The sequence below is a fragment of the Synergistaceae bacterium genome (assembly GCA_031267575.1).
Taxonomy (GTDB): Bacteria; Synergistota; Synergistia; order Synergistales; family Aminobacteriaceae; genus JAIRYN01.
In genome coordinates this window covers 1-18,252 of sequence record JAIRYN010000037.1, presented here as the reverse complement: position 1 = coordinate 18,252, position 18,252 = coordinate 1, and the positions used below count along the sequence as shown (strand labels likewise).

Genomic DNA, 18,252 nt, shown 5'->3' with positions numbered 1-18,252 from the left:
CCTCCCGATAAAATGGGAGGGCGCAAAAGCAATTATATAGACTTTACCATTAGCCTTGAGGAATGTGATAGGGCATTGCCCCGGTCAGGATGAGAATGGCGACGAAAATGACGAATATCCCGATTGCCCATTTGGCAGACTCTCTCTGCCACTGCCCCATATCCAGGTCGGTTAACTTGAGCAGAAGATAGATGAACGCCACTAGAGGACTCAACAAATGGAACGCTTGCCCCATCAGAGAGGCTACAGCCATCTGCATGGGCGTGAAGCCGTAAGAATACCCCGCCTCGGCGAGCACCGGCAACACCCCATAGTAGAAGGCGTCGTTGGAGAGGAAGAATGTCCCCGGAGCGGACAAAGCGGCCACCACGAGCCCCCAGTATCCTCCCCAGCTGGCCGGAATGATGGTAGCAAGACTCTTGGTTATAGCGGTAGCCATGCCAGTTCCCGTGAAAAGCCCCATGAAGAGGCCGGCCGCGAACACCAAAATAACTACCTGCACCGCGTCACCTGCGTTATCGGCGATGCGACGGCTCTGCTCCTTAAGGTTGGGGTAGTTAATCAGGAGCGCCAGCACTGTACCCGTCATAAAGAGGAACACCGGCGGGAAAAAATCCTTGACCAAAAGGCCCAGCAAAACGATAGTCATGATCGAGTTAATCCAGATGTTTTTGGGGCGACGCAATTCGAGGACCTCCGGGTCGGAGACCTGGGTGAGCTGGTCGATGGCCTCGTTCGTGAGGGTGGTGATACCGAGGCGTTTTCGTTCTTGACGGCCGAGGTAATAACCAACCCCAATCATATAGAGGGCGGCGGCGAGCATTCCAGGCCAGATGTAGGGAAGGATGTTCTCCTCGATATGGAGAACGCTGAGAGCCCGGGCAGTGGGGCCTCCCCAAGGCAGCAAGTTCATGATCGTGTTTTGCAGGATCAGCAAGACGCCCAGGTTCATCATTTTGAGTCCGAGTTTTTTATAGATGGGAATGAAAGCGGCGCAGCAGATCATAGTCGTCGTGGTACCGTCGCCGTTCAAAGAAACCGCGGCCGCGACGATGGCCGTGGCCACCAATATCCTGGCAGGGTCTCCCTTGGCAAAACGGATCATGCTCTTTGTGACTGGGTCAAACAATCCGGCGTTCAACATCAACGCGAAATACAAGATGGCGAAAAGCAACATGATACCCGTAACTGAGGTCGTTCTGATGCCATCAATGGCAAATTTTCCCAGTTCGGCGATAGAGACCGGGTTTCCCCGCTCACTGATAGCGACTCCGGCAAGCACGGCGATAACCGAAAAGACAAGTGGAATAAACACAAGAGTGGTAAGCGGAGACATTTTCTTCGTCATAATGACATACATGAAAACAATGAGCATCGCGTAAGCAATGATTGTAATATTCATCATTAAATACCGGTCCGATCCTTTCAGCGTACTAATACCTACTTATAATGAGTAGATACATTCCGCATAGTATTTCTTCGACTATAAAGCCAAAGAAAAAGCTAAGTCTCACAAAGCTCGAAGAAATATCCCACGAGCACCGCTTTAGCGCCGAAAAATATTCTCTTCTGAGTGAGCTCACCCCTCTTCAAAATCCCAAACTTCATTACTAAACTTCATTACAAATTTAAAATTTTACTACAAAATAAAATTTTACTACAAATTTACCACAAAATAAAATTTTTTTGTGGCAATTACTGATTCCTCATCGGTTCTTTTTCCATCATTCTTGACTCTACATACAGAGTACAGTATTCTATATGAGAATCAAGCTGCAAAAAATACGTATTTTATGATAGAGTTGCGTTCAAGAATGATCTAGAGAATGATCTGGACAAATTCTAAAGAAGGTACCTATGAAGTTTTGTATATGCTTTTTAAATATGTAGGCAACACATAGTATCTAAATAAGCTATAATTCATCAATATTGCTACTTGATACGCTATTGTAAAACGCTAAAATGTGTTTAGGTATTAGTACGCTGAAAGGATCGGTGATTGCGTGTTGCTCAAAAAAGCTCAGGCGGGAACATTGGAGTCGTCTGATTGTATGGTGGTGGTTTCGCCCGCGGATTCTTATGTTCTGGAGTATGGCGGACAAAACGAGGCGATCTTCAAGGAAAGGACCGAGCGTATCGCGGGAGAAATCGCGCGGCGTTACGCTCCGGCCGTGGTCCAGATACAGGACCGAGGAGCCCTGGAGGCGACGCTGCGAGCCCGAATCGAAACGGCCTTCGAGCGCGCTGTAAAGGCGGACTGAGGGGGAATTGTCGATGAGAGAACGCAAGAAAAGACGTCCCTGCCGCTCTATGCTCTACATGCCTGGAAACAATCCGGGAATGATGCAGCATGTGCCGGCGTTTGGGGCAGACAGCGTGTTGCTTGACTTGGAGGACGCCGTGGCCGAACGCGAGAAAGACGCGGCGCGGCGCCTGGTGTCCCACTTTGTCAAGGAGATCGATTTCGGAGGCGTTATTGTGACCGTGCGGGTCAATGGGGCCGATACGCCTTATTTCGAGGACGATCTGGAGGAGATTATTCCCGCTAGGCCCGTGGCGGTGCGCGTCCCTAAATGTCATTCTCCAGAGGACGTGAAGCACGCCGACGCGATCATATCCCGTATTGAAAAGGATCATGGAATGCCCTTGGGCGAAGTCCGCATCCACGCGATGCTGGAAACGGCCCACGGCATTGAACACGCTTTCGACATCGCCCGGGCCTCGGAGCGAGTGGAAGCCCTCACCTTGGGCGGACAGGATCTGACCGCCGATATGGGAGTTCAGAAAACCCGCGACGGCGTGGAGCTTTTTTACGCCAGGGGTCGTGTGGTGATGGCGGCAAAAGCCGCGGGCCTGATGGCCTTTGACACGGTTTGGACGGACATCGAGGACACGGAGGGTTTAAAAAACGAGGCGAAGCTGGCGGCTCAAATGGGTTTTACGGGCAAGGCGGCCATTCACCCCATGCAGATCGACGCCATTCACGAGGCCTACCGGCCCGATCCACGGGAGCTGCGCCGAGCCTTTCGTATCGTGGACGCGGCGGAACAGGCCGAACGGGAGGGCAAAGGGGTCATATCCGTGGACGGACGTATGGTGGACGGTCCTATCGTCGTGCGGGCGTTCTCCCTCATTGAACTGGGACACCTGTACGGCATCGACGAGGAAGTGGGCTTATGAATGGAGGCGGGCTTATGAATCTCGAAATGGTTGAAAACGCGATCTCGCGGGCCGTACCCGTGGAAATTCCGGGATTGGGGAAATATGAACCCTACGTTTCTCCCTTTGCCTATCTTCAACGCCAATTGACCCCGACGCGGAAAAATTTTCCACTCAATCCCAGAGAACCCCGACACGACAAGGTGACGGACGACATAAAAAAAGCTGTGGAGCGGTCGGGATTGGAAGACGGCATGACGATTTCCTTCCATCATCACCTGCGCAACGGAGACGCGGTCATTCCGACGATTTTGAAGACCCTGGACGAGATGGGCTTCAAGAATCTGACATTGGCCCCCAGCTCCCTTCCTGATAGCCACGATATGGTCGCCGGCTACCTGCGCAACGGCCTGGTCTCCCGGCTTTTTTCATCGGGAGCGCGGGGCGAGGTGGGTAAAGCCATTTCCGCGGGAGAACTCGATATTCCCGTGGTTCTCCGGAGCCACGGAGGTAGAGCTCGGGCAGTGGAGCAAGGAGATATTCCCATCGACGTGGCTTTTCTGGCGGCGCCGGCCTGCGACAAGTACGGCAACATGACGGGCAGCTCCGGCCGCTCGGCCTGCGGTTCCCTGGGATACGCTCAAGTGGACGCCCGCCACGCCCGCCACGTCATTGCCGTAACTGACAACCTTCAAGATTATCCCTTGCGACCCCGGATCTCCATACCTCAATATTTGGTAGATCAAGTTCTAGTGATCGACAGTATCGGAGACCCCTCGAAAATTGCCACTGGCGCGGCCCGCATCAGCCGTAACCCTGTGGACCTGCGCGTCGCCCGCAACGCTTTCGACCTGATCGCGGCCTCCGGACTCCTGATCAATGGATGTTCCTTCCAGGTTGGAGCCGGCGGGGCCAGCCTCGCCGTGGCAGTTTATGTCAAGGAATACATGGCAGCAAAAAAAATCAAGGGCGCTTTCGGCCTGGGGGGAATGTCCGGGTACATGATCGAGATGCTGGAGCAGGGTTACTTTGAGGCCATGCTGGACACCCAGAGCTTTGACAAGGCCGTGACGGACTCCATGACGCGTAACCCCAACCACATCGAGATCGACGCCTCTTGCTACGCGAACCCCTTCAATAAGGGATGCGTCGCCCACAACTTGGATACCGTGGTGTTGGCGGCGTTGGATATCGACGTGAACTTCCACGTCAACGTTCAGACAGGACACGACGGCGTTCTAAGGGGGGCCATCGGTGGACACCAAGACACCGCGGCGGGGGCGAAGCTGGCCGTGATTGTGGCGCCCTCCTTCCGCGGCGGGGTTCCCACCATCAAGGAAAGCGTGACCACTGTTTGCACGCCGGGTGAGACGGTGGACGCTTTCGTCACGGAGCGGGGAATTTGTATCAACCCCAGAAGAGAGGATCTCTTGAAGCTCGCCAGAGACGCGCGTCTGCCGGTCAAGGACATACGGGACCTCAAAGCCGAGGTGGAGAAGATGACCGGCGTTCCCGACCTTCCTGAATTTGACCGGAGTCGCGTGGTAGCGGTGGTGGAGAATAGGGACGGGACACTTCTCGACAGCGTGTACAAAGTGCGCGGGTAACAGCGCAAGAGCAGAGACGCACGTCCGTGCGTCTCTGCCTCGATAGCGTCTACTAAAGATAATATCAAAGATACCATCTACAAAGTGCGAGGGTAACCCAATGTGTTTATCTCGCTTCGATGGGGGTGAGTGTAAAGTCCAGCGGTTTTGCCAGACGCTGGTAAGCCGTCAGGCGATCCATGGCGTCGCGCTCGCACTGGTTGAAAAGGTCCTGAGCCAGGTCGGGGAACTGACGGAATAGTGCCGCGTAGCGGACCTCGCTTTTCAAAAACTCCTGAAAGCTCGCATGGGGAGTTTTTGAGTCCAGGATGAAGGGGATTTTTCCTTGATTCTTTAACAAGGGGTTGTAGCGATAAAGACCCCAGTAACCCGCATCGACAGCGCGTTTTTCCTGCTCTTGAGACTTGCCCATACCCAAAGAGATCCCGTGGTTGATGCAGGGACAGTAGGCGATGACGACCGACACCCCAGGATACGCCTCTGCCTCCACGAACGCCTTCAATGTCTGGTTTTTGTCCGCCCCCATAGCGACCTGGGCAACGTAGATGTTTCCATAGGGAATCATCATCATGCCTAGGTCTTTTTTGCGGGTTTTTTTGCCACTGGCAGCAAAACCCGCAATGGCCGCGGCGGGCGTGGCTTTGGAGGATTGTCCTCCGGTGTTAGAGTAAACCTCTGTGTCCAGGATCAGAATGTTGACGTTCTCGCCGGACGCCGCCACGTGGTCCAGGCCGCCATAGCCAATATCGTAAGCCCAGCCATCCCCGCCCACGATCCACTGCGCTTTACGAACGAAAAAGTCGCGGCGATCATAAATCTCATTGAGAATTTTATTGAGCAAAGGATCGTTGTTTTTGTTTTTATAAAACTCCAAAATCGCTGTGAGGCGAGAGGCACGCTCACGGGTCGCGAGACCCGACTCCCTCTCTTCATACCACTCTTTCATGGCGTTCCTAAGTTCGTGAGGCAAATTCTCTTTGAGGACTTGGGCTACTTTATTAGCCACGAGATCGCGCACTTGAGTGGTCCCAATGTGGATCCCAAATCCGTACTCTCCACAGTCCTCAAACAAGGAATAAGCAAACGTGGGCCCGTGTCCCTGAGCATTGACGGTGTAGGGAATAGCAGGACAGCTTCCGCCCCAGACGGTGGTGCAGCCGGAGGGGTTCTGGATGTAAAGCCGGTCCCCGAAGAGCTGGGTTAGAAGTTTCACGTAGGGCGTCTCCCCGCAGCCGGCGCAAGCCCCGCTGAACTCCAGCAGAGGTTGGGCAAACTGACTTCCCTTGACGGTACGTAACTGTTCCTCTGGAAGAGCTTTGTAAGAAACGTGAGAAGCCGCGAAATTCCACAATTCCGTGCCCCAAGGCAATTGCGAGGCCAGAGGTGTCATTTCGAGGGCTTTTTCTTTGGCGGGGCACACGTCAACGCAGTTGCCGCAGCCGGCGCAATCCAAAGGCGAAATGGACAAGTGGAATCGCCTGCCAGGTCTGTCGAAAAAGCCCGACGCGGGTTTTGTCTGGAACTTTTCCGGCGCACCGGTCAACTCTTCTTCATCCGCTAGAAGCGGGCGAATGGCGGCGTGAGAGCACACGAAAGCGCACTGGTTGCACTGAACGCAGTTTTCCGATTTCCACACCGGCGCGAACACGGCAATCCCCCGCTTTTCAAAAGCGCTGGACCCCAGAGGAAACGTTCCGTCTTCGCAGCCCTTCAGGACACTGACGGGCAACTGGTCGCCCTCTTGACGGTTGATGGGATTCACGAATTTCGCAATGAACTCTGGGACAGAAAGATTTTCGTCGCGGGGCGCGTCGGAAGCCTCTTCCCATTTTTCTTTCCATTTTTCTTTCCATTCCGCCGGAACGGGGACGGAAATCACGTCGGAGATGCCTCGGTCGATAGAGGTGAAGTTTTTCTCGACAACTTCCTCTCCCTGCTTGCCATAGGACTCGGCGGCCGCCTCCTTCAGATATTTGGTGGCGTCCTCGACGGAAATGATGTTTACGAGTTTGAAAAACGCCGCTTGCATAATCATATTGATGCGGCTTCCAAGGCCGAGTTCCTGAGCGATCTTCACGGCGTCGATGACGTAAAACGCCGCTCCCTTTCGGGCAAGGGCGCGTTTCATGTCACCGGGGAGATTTTTTTCGATTTCATCGAGACTCCACTGGGCGTTTAGGAGAAAACACCCTCCCGGCTTCAAATCGCTCAGGAGGTCGTATTTTCCCACGTAAGCGGGGTTATGGCAGGCGACAAAATCCGCTTTGCTGATGTAATAGGAAGACTTGATGGGTGTTTTCCCGAACCGCAGATGAGAGATCGTGATGCCTCCTGACTTCTTGGAATCGTAGGCGAAATAAGCCTGGGCGTAGAGGTCCGTGTAGTCTCCGATGATCTTGACAGCGCTTTTGTTGGCGCTAACCGTTCCGTCGGATCCAAGACCCCAGAATTTGCAAGCTGTTGTTCCTGCGTGGGAAGGGTCGAAATCCTCCTTGGGGCGTGGCAGGGAGGTCATTGTGACGTCGTCGTCGATGCCCACGGTGAAGCCGTTCTTGGACTCGCTCAGCGCCAGGTTCTCGAAAACGGCTAGAACGTCCGACGGACCAAAGTTCTTGCCTCCTAGACCATAGCGCCCCCCTACAACCAGAGGTAAAGCAGCAAACCCCGCCTCCGAGGCTCCTGCCAGGGCGAGCTCATAGAAGGCGCTGCGCACATCTGTGTAAAGAGGTTCCCCTGCGGCCCCAGGTTCTTTGGTACGGTCCAGGACGGCGATTTTTTTCACCGTTCTCGGCAATGCCGCGACCAGGCGTTCGGGACAGAAAGGACGGTACACGCGGACGTTAATCAGTCCCACTTTCTCCCCCCGGGCGTTCATCCAATCCACCGTTTCCTCGATGGTTGTGCAGGCCGAACCCATCGCGATCACTAGGCGTTCAGCGTCCGAGGCCCCGTAATAGTTGAAAAAAGCGTAAGGCTGACGGCCTTCTTTGCCATCGCGTTCTGTCAACGTGTTGATCTCCTGAAAATAATGATCGAGGATCGCTGGCAAATCCCGGTACCAGGGGTTGACCGCCTCCCGCATCTGAAAAAACACGTCGGGGTTCTGGGTCATCCCTCTGTGAACGGGGTGGTCAGGGCTCAAAGCGTGGTCGCGGAAGCTCTTGAGAGCGTCCTTGTCCAGGAGCTTTTCCAGCTCTTCGTACTCTAGTACCTCGATTTTCTGGACCTCGTGAGAGGTACGAAAACCGTCGAAGAAGTGCAGGAAAGGGATTCTGGACTTGATAGCGGTCAAATGCGCCACAGCCGCCAGGTTCATGGCGTCCTGCACGTTGCTGGAGGCCAACATGGCGAATCCCGTTTGGCGAGTTGCCATGACGTCCTGGTGGTCGCCGAAGACACTCCAGGAATTGTTGGCCAGGGCACGGGCGCTGACGTGAAACACGGCGGGCAGAAGCTCCCCCGCGATGCGGTACATGTTGGGAATCATCAGCAAGAGCCCTTGAGCCGATGTATAGGTCGTAGTCAGAGCTCCCCCTTGCAACGAGCCGTGGAGCGCCCCGGCCGCGCCTCCTTCCGACTGCATCTCCACCACGCGCATCGTTCTGTCGAAGAGATTTTTTCTGCCGTTTGCCGACCACTCGTCCGCTAACTCCGCCATAGGAGAGGACGGGGTGATTGGGAAAATGGCCGCTACCTCGCTGAAGGCATAGGAAACATAAGCCGCGGCCGTGTTGCCGTCCATCATCCGCGTCTCGCGTTTAGCCATGATTATAGCCTCCAAAACTTTCTCCAAAACTTTCGACCTTTTTTGCGACCCACGCCCACATTAAATTCAAAATTAGATTCAAAATTAGATTTGGAATTAGATTTGGAATTAGATTTGAAAATTTTTCGGCGCGCTCCTTTTTCGTTTTCAACAACAAAATTATCACCCCCGGTTTTGTTTGTTTGTCTGATATGTTTTAATAATAATAGCCCATACAAGCAGATACGTCGCGGGAGGCGTCTTATGGAAAATATGAAAATGGAAAATATGAAAAGAGTGTACTGTGAACTGTTTCAGAACTTGCAAGAGGGGCAAGACACGGTTTTGGTCACGGTGATTGAGCCTTCCGGTCTGGAAAAAACCCTGCATACTGGAGCGTCCGTCGCCTACTGGACGAATAAATGGGATAATAGCTACTCGTTGTATGCTAAAGAAAGTAAAGGAGAGATTGTGGTTGTGGAACATTTTCTCCCTTCTCAACGTTTGATTGTTTTTGGCGGGGGTCACATTGCGATGCCCTTGTCCGAAATGGCGAGTCTCCTAAAGTTCAAAGTGACCGTCTTTGACGACAGACCTTTTTTTGCCGACAGAACGCGCTTTCCCAACGCCAGTGAGGTAATCTGCGAGAGCTTCGAAAGGGTATCCCAGCGTTTGACGTTTTGGGGCAACGACTACGTGGCGATCATGACGAGGGGGCACAGACACGACATAGAGTGCCTGCGAAGCGTTCTGTCGAGTGAAACTTTTCCTTTGTATGTGGGGATGATCGGCTCGCGTCGTCGGGTCGCCCTCGTGCGGCGGCAGATGAAAGAAGAGGGTTTTTCACCAGAGCGCCTGGAGCGGTTGCACGCGCCAATCGGGCTGGACATCGGCGCGGTGAGCCCTGAGGAAATCGCTCTGTCCATTCTGGCGGAAATCGTGCGGGAAAAACGCGGCGGCATATCGCGAAAACGAGAGTGTCACGCCAATATGGAGCTGATGCAGTTGCTCGGTGGCACGGCGAAGGAAGGGACAGAAGAGCGTATAGCGGTGATAACGGTCGTGTCCGCCAAAGGATCGACGCCCCGAGAAGCGGGCGCGAAGATGGCGGTTTTTTACGACGGAAGAACCGTCGGCAGCATCGGTGGCGGCTGCGCCGAAGCGGACGTGGCGAGGGACGCGAGGCAAGTCATCCTGGAAGGCGGGTACCGTTTGAAGACCATCGATATGGAGGACTTGGCGGAAGAGGATGGAATGGCCTGTGGCGGAAAAATGGAAGTCCTGATGGAAGCCCTTTGACATACTCCCACGACTAAAGTTGTGGGATTCTAAGATCGACAAAGACAGCCGACTGAAACCGGTCTTAAGTCTTCTTCTTTTTTATTTTTTAATTTTTTATTTTTTAAGAGTGGATGCCCCCACTCTGAGAATATTTACAGCCGCATCAATAATCATCAATAATCCCGATTGATATCCCGGTCGTGTTCCGCCCCGCACCTCGCGTTGATAAGCCATAAAAGGAGTTTAACATGAAAGTAGATATATGGCAAGAAACCAAATACAAAACAAACGCTGCCAATGGCGGCGTTGCAATTCTCATCCAATCTCATCCAATCTCATCCAACAACGGCTGAAGCCGTTGACTTTCTCATCGCTTTATCGTAAATCGGGCAGACGATAGTGAGGTGGAGCTAGTTTTAGTTGACGAAGCGGAAATAGATAGAAATAGATAAATAGATAGAAATAGATAAGATGTGAAGTAATGATACAATAAACAAAGCAGAAGCTGAAGTAGAAAGGTGTGAATGTGAATAAAATGATTGTCGTTACTTCCAAATTCGAGAGTCTTCCGGGAAAAAGAGCGGAGGTTGTGGAATTGGCTCGACCTTGTATCGAGACGACCCGTAAGGAAAAAGGATGCGTTCATTATGAGTTGTTTGTGTCCAGCGAGGATGATGTGACGTTACAGTTCGTCGAGGAGTGGACGGATCTGGATTCTCTACGCGATCATTTGAAATCCCCGCATCTGAAGACCTTCAAGGAGCGCCGGGAGGGGCTCCTTGGAAAAGGCGGAACATTGAAGATCTTCGAGGCCAAGGAGTTATCTTTGAGTTAATAAACGGCTCTCGCTATTTTTATTGAGAAGTTTCCAACAAGAATTGAGAAGTTTCCAACAAGGCAACAAGGGTGGATGGATGTAGAGACGCGCGGTCGTGCGTCTCTATAATGTCTTCGGAGGTTAATTTCGATGAGCTTTACAAACTTTATCCGTTCTTTTTCCAAACCGGCCGACTTGGGCGAGGGGCCGGTATGGCTTACGCTTTTGCAGATGTCCATGCCCGCCATTGGTATGATGCTTTTAAACACGCTTTTTTTTATGGTGGACACGATCTTCATCTCCTGGTTGGGGGAACTGTCCACGGCGTCTGTGTCTTTGACCTTTCCCGTCAACATCGCGTTCTTCGCCCTGCTGGAGGGACTGGGAGGAGGCGTAACCGCGCTGATCGGGCAAAACTTGGGGCGTGGCAATTTGCCGGTCGCGCGGAAAGTGGCTTTTTCTGGTTTAGCCTTGGGATATATCCTTACCGTTTTGGTTTTTCCCATGCTCATTCCCACGGTATCGGGCGCGATCTTCAATCGGCTTGGCGCGTCGGGAGACGAGATGCTGGCATTGACCTACGCCTATAACATGTGGCTGCCGTTGATGGCGCCGTTCATCACCTACACGTTCCTCGCCAACAACGTCTTCCGATGTCAAGGGGACACGGTGACTCCTCTGATCTGCATGGCAACCGCGAATCTGGTCAATGGTGTCCTTGATCCCATTTTCATCTTCACATTTGGTTGGGGTGTGGGAGGGGCTGCCGCGGCCACTTTCGTGGGGCGTGTGTGCGCCGCCGTGTATATCTACCGCAAAATGAAGCGTAACGCGGACATTTCTTTGTCTTTCCTTTTGCCTCTGAGCAGGTCTTTGATGGCTCACTGGAAATCAATTGTGGCTGTGGGTTTTCCTGTGACACTCTCCACGGGCAGCATCGCTCTGGGCTTTGGAGCAGTAAACCGTGTTCTCGCGACCTTTGGGACTCATGCCATCGCCGCCTGGATGCTGGGCATTCGAGTCGAGGATTTTTATTTCACCATCGCGATGGGAGTGGGGTCGGCGTTGACCCCCTTTCTGGCCTTCAACTACGGTCGTAGAAACATTCCTCGCATGATGGAGGGGATCAAGACTGCCGCGTGGATCGCGGGTGGATTAATGACGGTTATCGGAGCCATCATCTTTATTTTCCCCCATCTGTTTTTGGGGTTGTTCCACCCCTCTGAGCGGGTGATGGACCTCGCCACCCAGTCCATCCGCATCAGTATGCTGGCCTACCCCATCGTGGTCATGCAGTTTACTCTGGGATCGGCTTTCGTGGCAACGGGTTATTCTATTTTTGGTACGGCGACTCAATTGACGCGATCAGTGTTTTCCCGTGTTCCCGCAGCCTATTTTTTCGCTTGGTGGTTGGGGGAACGGGGCATTTGGTGGTTTCAGCCTTTTTCTTTTGTGGCAGGAGGAACCGTGAGCTGGTTGTGTTTCGTCTATATGATGAAAAGGATACAAAAAACGTAAACGTTCAAGCTCAGGGAGACAGAACTTAAACGTTTACGCCAGTAGAAACGCAACATCGACAACTTAAGCATTGACCCGATTCGATCCTAATATTGCTTGGATTTTGCCGGAGCCTAAATTGTCGATATTGCTTTCAACAAAATTGCTTTCAACAAACGCCTGCTTTTGTTGCCTCTCTTGTTCTCTCGTCTCCGTCTCTTTCTCCGTTACTCGTCTCTCAATCTCTCCGTTACTCGTCTCTCGAAAACTATTTTCAGATAGCGTTTCTCTCTTACGCTCCCAATACGGTGTAAAACTAAAGAAAAACCTAACTCCAACCCCATAAAACTCACTCGGATTCCTCATATTAATTATTCTTGTCTCTTTGGTGGAGTTATCCTCCTAAAACGGCTGGTAGTATACACTATAAAGCCACATCAATGTCAAGAGGGGGGATCGTGAATAAGATAAAATCGATTAAATTATTGTCATAACTTGATTTATGTATTATGAGTTCATAAAAACCAAATAGAATGTTCTGAAATTTATCAAAAATCCTTAACGTTGCTTTATAGTTATGGAGATCCTCATCAGGTATTGATTTGGATCAGGGATCGAAATCTCATTGAGGGGATATGTTTCGTAGGCGGGGCCGCAAATTTCGAGGTGATGTTGGTCGATGTACGCCAACAGCCTCTTGTATAGAGCGTCACTTTGACCGTAGTTTCCCCGTATGTAGCCTGTGATGTACAGGCCCTCCGGTTTTTTATCGGGAGCGTCCGGCATTTTGAAATAAAACCTGTCTGGGCCAACCCAGTCTCCGCGTTTTATTCGCTTCTCAGAAAAGAGGCCCCACACCGGATAATACAGCTCCATGTTTGGTTCCTTCGCGCTGCAATACCGGTAAAAATTCAGCGTAGCTTCTTCGATCGACATCCCGTCCGAGTAGTCGTTTTGAGGGCCGAGGAAGATGGATTCGGGCTCGGACCAATGGACCTCAATCTTCTCCTCGCCGTCGACGCTGACAGCTACACCTCCGCCGATGATGTTCTTTAGGGTCACCAATAATTTTTGAGCCTGCGACAGTCTCTTAATTTTTTGGTCAATCTGATGGCTCTGTTCCGAGAAAAGACGCATAATGCTCTCCGGCGTGCGCGACCGCAAAAGCCCCGCGATGTCGCCAAGCGGCACTCCCAGTTTTTGAAGTGTGACGATCAAGTTGATCGAGGCGATTTGACGGTGAGAATAATAACGATAGTTATTTTCTCCTCGTTCAACGGGAGACAGTAGCCCCATTTTGTCGTAGTGAATCAGAGCGGTACGCGTAATCCGAGCGAAATCCGCCAATTCGCTGATGGAAAGCAATCCCTTTTTTTCCATGTCTCAACTCTTTTTCATGTCTCAACGCCAACTTTCGCGAAATCCAAAAGGAAGAGAAGAAGAGAAAAAGAGAAGAGAGGAAGAAGCGAAGGAAGTGCCTCCGCCTCCCTGCCCATGCTCAAAATAAATTCTTCGCCTCGTCCAGTTTTTCTCGGAACGTGCCCATTGTTCGCTCGAAGGGTTCGGGGCTTTTCAGGTCTACCCCCGTGCGCTTCAAGATGTCGAGTGAAAAATCGCTTCCGCCACTTTTCAGAAAGGTCAGGTAACGCTCCCGAGCCGGCGCGCCCTCGTTTAAAATTGCCGATGCAAAAGCGCCCGCCGCCGTAAAGCCTGTCACATACTTGTAAACGTAGAAGGCGGAGTAAAAGTGCGGAATACGTGCCCACTCCATGCGAATGGGACCGTCCACTGTCATGGCAGGGCCGTAGTATTTTCCGCAAAGCTCCCCCCACAGCTTGCTGAGCCACTGGGGCGTCAATGTCTCGTTTTCTTCCGCGCTACGATGGGTTTGCCGCTCGAACTCCGCGAACATTGCCTGACGGAAAAACGTCGTCCTCACCATGTCGAAATAGTAGGCTAAAAGCCACTTCTTATCGGCCTCCGTCGTGCTCTTACGCAGCAGGTGTTCGAGTAGCAGTGACTCGTTGGTCGTCGAAGCGACCTCCGCCAGCAGGATCGTGTAATCCGCGTAGGCTTGAGGCTGTGTCCCGTGCGAGTACCAAGAATGGAGGGAGTGCCCCATCTCATGGGCGATCGTGAAGACGTCGCGCAACGTCCCGTTGTAGTTCAACAACACGTAAGGTCGTGTGCCGAAACTGCCCCAGGAGTACGCGCCTTTCCTTTTGCCTTGATTCTCATAGACGTCGATCCATCGCTCCGAAAAACCGCACTTCAGGTTGAATACGTAATCAGACCCCAGTGGCTCCAAAGCCTCCGTCACCATCTCCAGAGCATCTTCGTAAGACACGTCGGCTAACGGCTCTTCCGATAGGGGGACGTTCAGGTCGTAAAAATGCAGGGAGTCCAGTCCGAGCACCCGCTTACGCAGCTCCATGTACTCGTGCAGCAAGGGCGTGTAACGCCCCGCGGTCTCCACCACGTTGTCGTAAACGCTCTCTGGCACGTTGTCGGAAAAAAGAGCGCTGTTCAGGCTGTTTGCGTATCGACGCGCTTTGGAGTAAAAGATGTCTCCCTTCACCGACCCCGCGTAGAGCGTTCCTATCGTGTTTTTGTAAATGCCATAAGTATCGTGGATGCCCTCAAAAGCCGCTTTGCGTACGTTTCGGTCCTTGCTTCGGCTGAACTTGTAATAACGTTCCTCGGTCAGTTCCACATCCTGGCCGTTTTCGTCTTGGATCACCGGAAATTTGATATCGGCGTCGGTCAGCATCGTGAAGGCATTCTGAGCCACGCCACCAACCTCCTGGGTTCGGGCCAACAACTCCTCTTCGCGGTGGTTTAACACGTGCTCTTTTTCCCTCAGAATCTCCGAAAAGAAGAAGTCGTAAAGTTTCAGCTCTTCCTTTTCGGCCAGGAACCGGGCAAGCTGCCCCTCCGGCATGGCGAGAACCTCTGGCCGGAAAAAGGACGTCGCGGTTCCATGACGCATCGAGAGATTCTCGATTTTACCCGTCAACTCCTGGTAGCGCGTCACGCGAAGGTCCTCGTGGCTCTTCATATTGGCGTAAACGTAGAGTTGCCCCAGTTCTTTGGCCACCGCTTCCTCCTCGCGCAAAAAAGACAGAAGCGCCTCGGCAGAGGAGGTCGCTTTACCCTCGAAGGCGACCAGGGCGTCGAGTCTGGGGGACAAGGAGGCAAAGGCCGCCTCCCATGCCTCGATGGAAGGGTAAATGTCCTCTAGGTTCCATTTATATTTTGCGTCGATCTCCGCCCGTTCTGGAACTTTTCCTTGAGTCGAGGTTGTGCTCGGACTCAGACATGGATTCCGTTTCGGATCCGGCGCCGTTTGCATCAGGTAACGCATTCTATCGCTTCATCCACCTTTACGTTGCTAAGTATGTAAACGTTCAAATTCAGAGGTACGGACAAATTCAACGGACAAATTCAGAGGTACGGAGCTCAACGTGAACAGTCCGAATTTCCAAAATTATAGCATTTATGACTCAATACAAATTAGTGAGATAGTCCAAGCAAGTACGGACGCCCCAAGCGGAAGCTCCTCTGGCGTAAACTCCGGAGTTTTCTTTCATGAAGTCGGCGCCGGCGATATCGATATGGGCCCAGGGGATTTCCTTTTCTACAAATTCGTTCAGGAACATGGCGGCGAAAGTGGCGCCCCCGTAGCGGTTGGCTCCGTTGACCAAATCCGCGAACTTGGACTTCAGAGTTTCCCCGATCTTCTCGTCGTCCATCGGCAGGCGCCACAGACGTTCACCCCTCCTGCCCGATGAGGCCAAAAGACTCTCGCACAGCCCTTCGTTCATCGTGAAGAGCCCCGCCGACCAGGAACCCAGAGCCACGGCGCAAGCGCCGGTCAAGGTCGCCATGTCGATGATCGCGTTGGGCCTCATCTCACTGGCAAAGGCAAGGGCGTCGGCCAGAACTAAACGGCCCTCGGCGTCGGTGTTGTCGATCTCTATGGTCTTTCCGTTTCTCGCCCGGATGATGTCGTCTGGACGGAAGGCGTTGCCGCCCGGCATGTTCTCCGCCGCGGCAATGATGCCGTGGATTTCCGCCTTTACCCCCAGAGCCGCCGCGCCCTTCATAATCCCCAGAACGTTGCAAGCCCCACTTTTATCCCCCTTCATGGTTTTCATGAAGTCGGAGGGTTTTAGGTCCAGACCGCCGCTATCGAAGGTGATTCCCTTACCCACGAAGACGATTTTATTTTCTTTTCTATTGTCCTTGGGTGTATAGGTCAAGTGAATTAATCGAGGAGGGTTTTTCGATCCTTGTCCCACAGCTAGGAGGGCTCCCATTTTTTCGTCCGCCAATTTTTTCTCGTTCCAGACCTCGCAGGTTAGGCCCTGTTCTTTTGCGAAGTTTATGGCGATCTCCGCCAAGGTCACGGGGTTGATGACGTTACCCGGCTCGTTGGCCAGGTCGCGGGCAAAGCATTGGGAGTCAGCGAAAATCTGTCCCTTGGCCGCCAACTCCGTGTCGAGCTTCTGGACAAAAATTTTCTCCAGGACAAAACCACTTTTGTCTTCTTCTTCTTTTTTCTTGTACTTATCGAAGACATAGCCACAAAGCCCAGCGGACTCACCCAGGATCATGTCTGCTTCGGGATCCGTTTGATCGGACAAAATCAGTATCGATCTGTTCCGTTCGCGTCCAATTTTGCGCAACGCGCCCGTTAGAACGTCGCGCAATGTAGCGGGCGAGCGTTTTGCGATTTTACCCAACCCCGCCAGGTAGAGGTTTTTGACGTTTTTTGCGCCCTCGAAAAGAGGGATTTTCGTCAGGCTGCCCTTCTTCCCCTCGAAGTCCCCGCGCTCCAGCAGAGCCTCGATGTATTCGCCATATCCATCCCAAGGAGACGGAATAGGGCGTTCCTTGCAGTCCTCTTCGTGCAACAACGCCAAGAGCGCATCGCCTTGCCACTCTTTTGGTGAACTAGCCCAAGTCGCAATATTAACCATTCAAAAGCCTCCTCCAAAATATGTCGGTCCAAACTCGACCGTCGATGTTCAAGACAAGGCTTTACGTTACCCCAATTTTTGTTTTTTGTCACTCGTCCGGACGAACACAGACCCTCAGCGCAACCGATAGCTCCTTAAGAGATCACGCCCATTTCCCTGCCTACGGAGACAAAAACCTCCATACCCTTGTCCAGGTCTTCCTTGGAGTGGGTCGCGCTGACCATAATGCGGATCCGGGCGGTATCCTGCGGGACCGTGGGAAACACGATAGTGGTCGCGAAAATCTTTTTATCGAAGAGTTTTGCGCTGAAATCTTTGGCCACCTGGGCCTCGCCAATAATGACGGGGGTAATGGATGTTTCGCTATGAGCCACGTCAAATCCCTGACGTTTCATCTCGGTTTTCAGTTGACATACTCCCACAACTTTAGTCGTGGGAGTATGTCAAAGGATGCGCTAAATGAAAGATTTTAGTCCACAGGAAATAAACATAACCAAGGAATTTTCCTCTCGGTCGTTTCAGCGTTTAATCGTCATTCATCATTGCCGTCATTCACCGTTCTGCCAAACCTATGTGCTAATCATTCATTCTGTGAGACGGTCTTTTTTTTCGCGCGCCAGAGCAAGTCGGTCGTGAAAATAGCGATGCTGATCCAGGTGAGCACGAAAGACAACATCCGCACAGCAGGTATGGGCTCGTGATAGATCACTGTGGCGGAAAGGAACATCAGGATGGGAGAAGCATACTGGACGATCCCAACGGTGGTCATCGCGCTTCTTTTCACGCCCCACGCGAATAGGATGAGTGGCACGGCTGTCACTACCCCAGTCCCGGCCAGTAAAAGGGTAATCCGCGCCTCGTAGGGGAAATGCGCCGCACCCAAATATTGCCGCCAAATGAGCCACAACAGAAAAAATGGGGTTATAAACAGCGTTTCCACGGTCAGGCCAAGAAGAGATTCCACGGCCGAGAGTTTTTTAAAAAGACCATAAGCGCCGAGCGTAAGAGCCAGACTGAGCGATATAAAGGGCAAATGTCCTAACGCGACCATTTCGCAACAGACTCCAGATGCCGCGATGGCGATTGCCAGCCACTGGATTTTTCCAAGTCGTTCCTTAAAAATTACGACTCCAAACAAGATGCTGACTAGAGGGTTTATGAAAT

Annotated in this window: 13 protein-coding genes; 6 read left to right on the top strand and 7 right to left on the bottom strand. The window is 52.4% G+C overall.

Annotation, left to right across the window (positions count from 1 at the left end; translation table 11 throughout):
• Positions 1-49: 49 nt before the first annotated feature.
• Positions 50-1,405: a citrate:proton symporter gene (locus LBJ36_05225; protein ID MDR1378434.1), complete on the bottom strand. Its 1,356-nt coding sequence runs from the start codon at positions 1,403-1,405 to the stop codon at positions 50-52.
• A 598-nt stretch (positions 1,406-2,003) separates the two neighbouring features.
• Here LBJ36_05225 and LBJ36_05220 point away from each other — a divergent pair.
• The 3 genes from LBJ36_05220 to citF are packed head-to-tail and all read left to right on the top strand — an operon-like array spanning position 2,004 to position 4,766.
• Entirely contained in the window at positions 2,004-2,261 is a 258-nt protein-coding gene (locus tag LBJ36_05220) for a citrate lyase acyl carrier protein (GenBank protein MDR1378433.1), read from the top strand.
• A gap of 13 nt (positions 2,262-2,274) precedes the next feature.
• Positions 2,275-3,180 carry a CoA ester lyase gene (locus LBJ36_05215; protein ID MDR1378432.1) on the top strand — a complete coding sequence of 302 codons (906 nt, stop codon included), beginning with the start codon at positions 2,275-2,277 and terminating at the stop codon, positions 3,178-3,180.
• 14 nt (positions 3,181-3,194) lie between these two features.
• Positions 3,195-4,766, top strand: coding sequence for a citrate lyase subunit alpha (gene citF / locus LBJ36_05210; GenBank protein ID MDR1378431.1), 1,572 nt, complete (start codon positions 3,195-3,197; stop codon positions 4,764-4,766).
• Positions 4,767-4,872: 106 nt separating this feature from the next.
• On the opposite strand, the gene nifJ is transcribed toward citF, so the two are convergent.
• Entirely contained in the window at positions 4,873-8,532 is a 3,660-nt protein-coding gene (gene nifJ, locus LBJ36_05205) for a pyruvate:ferredoxin (flavodoxin) oxidoreductase (GenBank protein MDR1378430.1), read from the bottom strand.
• 243 nt (positions 8,533-8,775) lie between these two features.
• Here nifJ and LBJ36_05200 point away from each other — a divergent pair, with 243 nt between their 5' ends.
• The 3 genes from LBJ36_05200 to LBJ36_05190 all read left to right on the top strand — a co-directional run bounded on the left by LBJ36_05200 (position 8,776) and on the right by LBJ36_05190 (position 12,127).
• On the top strand, positions 8,776-9,810 hold the full coding sequence (locus tag LBJ36_05200; GenBank protein MDR1378429.1) for an XdhC family protein: 1,035 nt from the start codon (positions 8,776-8,778) through the stop codon (positions 9,808-9,810).
• A gap of 517 nt (positions 9,811-10,327) precedes the next feature.
• Positions 10,328-10,627 carry an antibiotic biosynthesis monooxygenase gene (locus LBJ36_05195; GenBank protein ID MDR1378428.1) on the top strand — a complete coding sequence of 100 codons (300 nt, stop codon included), beginning with the start codon at positions 10,328-10,330 and terminating at the stop codon, positions 10,625-10,627.
• 132 nt (positions 10,628-10,759) lie between these two features.
• A complete protein-coding gene (locus LBJ36_05190; protein ID MDR1378427.1) occupies positions 10,760-12,127 on the top strand; it encodes an MATE family efflux transporter in 1,368 nt (455 codons plus the stop codon).
• A gap of 537 nt (positions 12,128-12,664) precedes the next feature.
• Here the strand turns inward: LBJ36_05190 and LBJ36_05185 are convergent.
• From LBJ36_05185 to LBJ36_05165, 5 genes are all read right to left on the bottom strand, one after another.
• Positions 12,665-13,486, bottom strand: a complete 822-nt coding sequence (locus LBJ36_05185) for a MerR family transcriptional regulator (GenBank protein MDR1378426.1) — start codon at positions 13,484-13,486, stop codon at positions 12,665-12,667.
• Positions 13,487-13,604: 118 nt separating this feature from the next.
• On the bottom strand, positions 13,605-15,470 hold the full coding sequence (gene pepF / locus LBJ36_05180; protein MDR1378425.1) for an oligoendopeptidase F: 1,866 nt from the start codon (positions 15,468-15,470) through the stop codon (positions 13,605-13,607).
• A gap of 139 nt (positions 15,471-15,609) precedes the next feature.
• Positions 15,610-17,088, bottom strand: coding sequence for a leucyl aminopeptidase (locus LBJ36_05175; protein MDR1378424.1), 1,479 nt, complete (start codon positions 17,086-17,088; stop codon positions 15,610-15,612).
• Between the two features lie 134 nt (positions 17,089-17,222).
• A complete protein-coding gene (locus LBJ36_05170; GenBank protein MDR1378423.1) occupies positions 17,223-17,483 on the bottom strand; it encodes an aminotransferase class I/II-fold pyridoxal phosphate-dependent enzyme in 261 nt (86 codons plus the stop codon).
• Positions 17,484-17,668: 185 nt separating this feature from the next.
• A partial coding sequence (locus LBJ36_05165) for an EamA family transporter (protein MDR1378422.1) occupies positions 17,669-18,252 on the bottom strand: 584 nt, incomplete at its 5' end.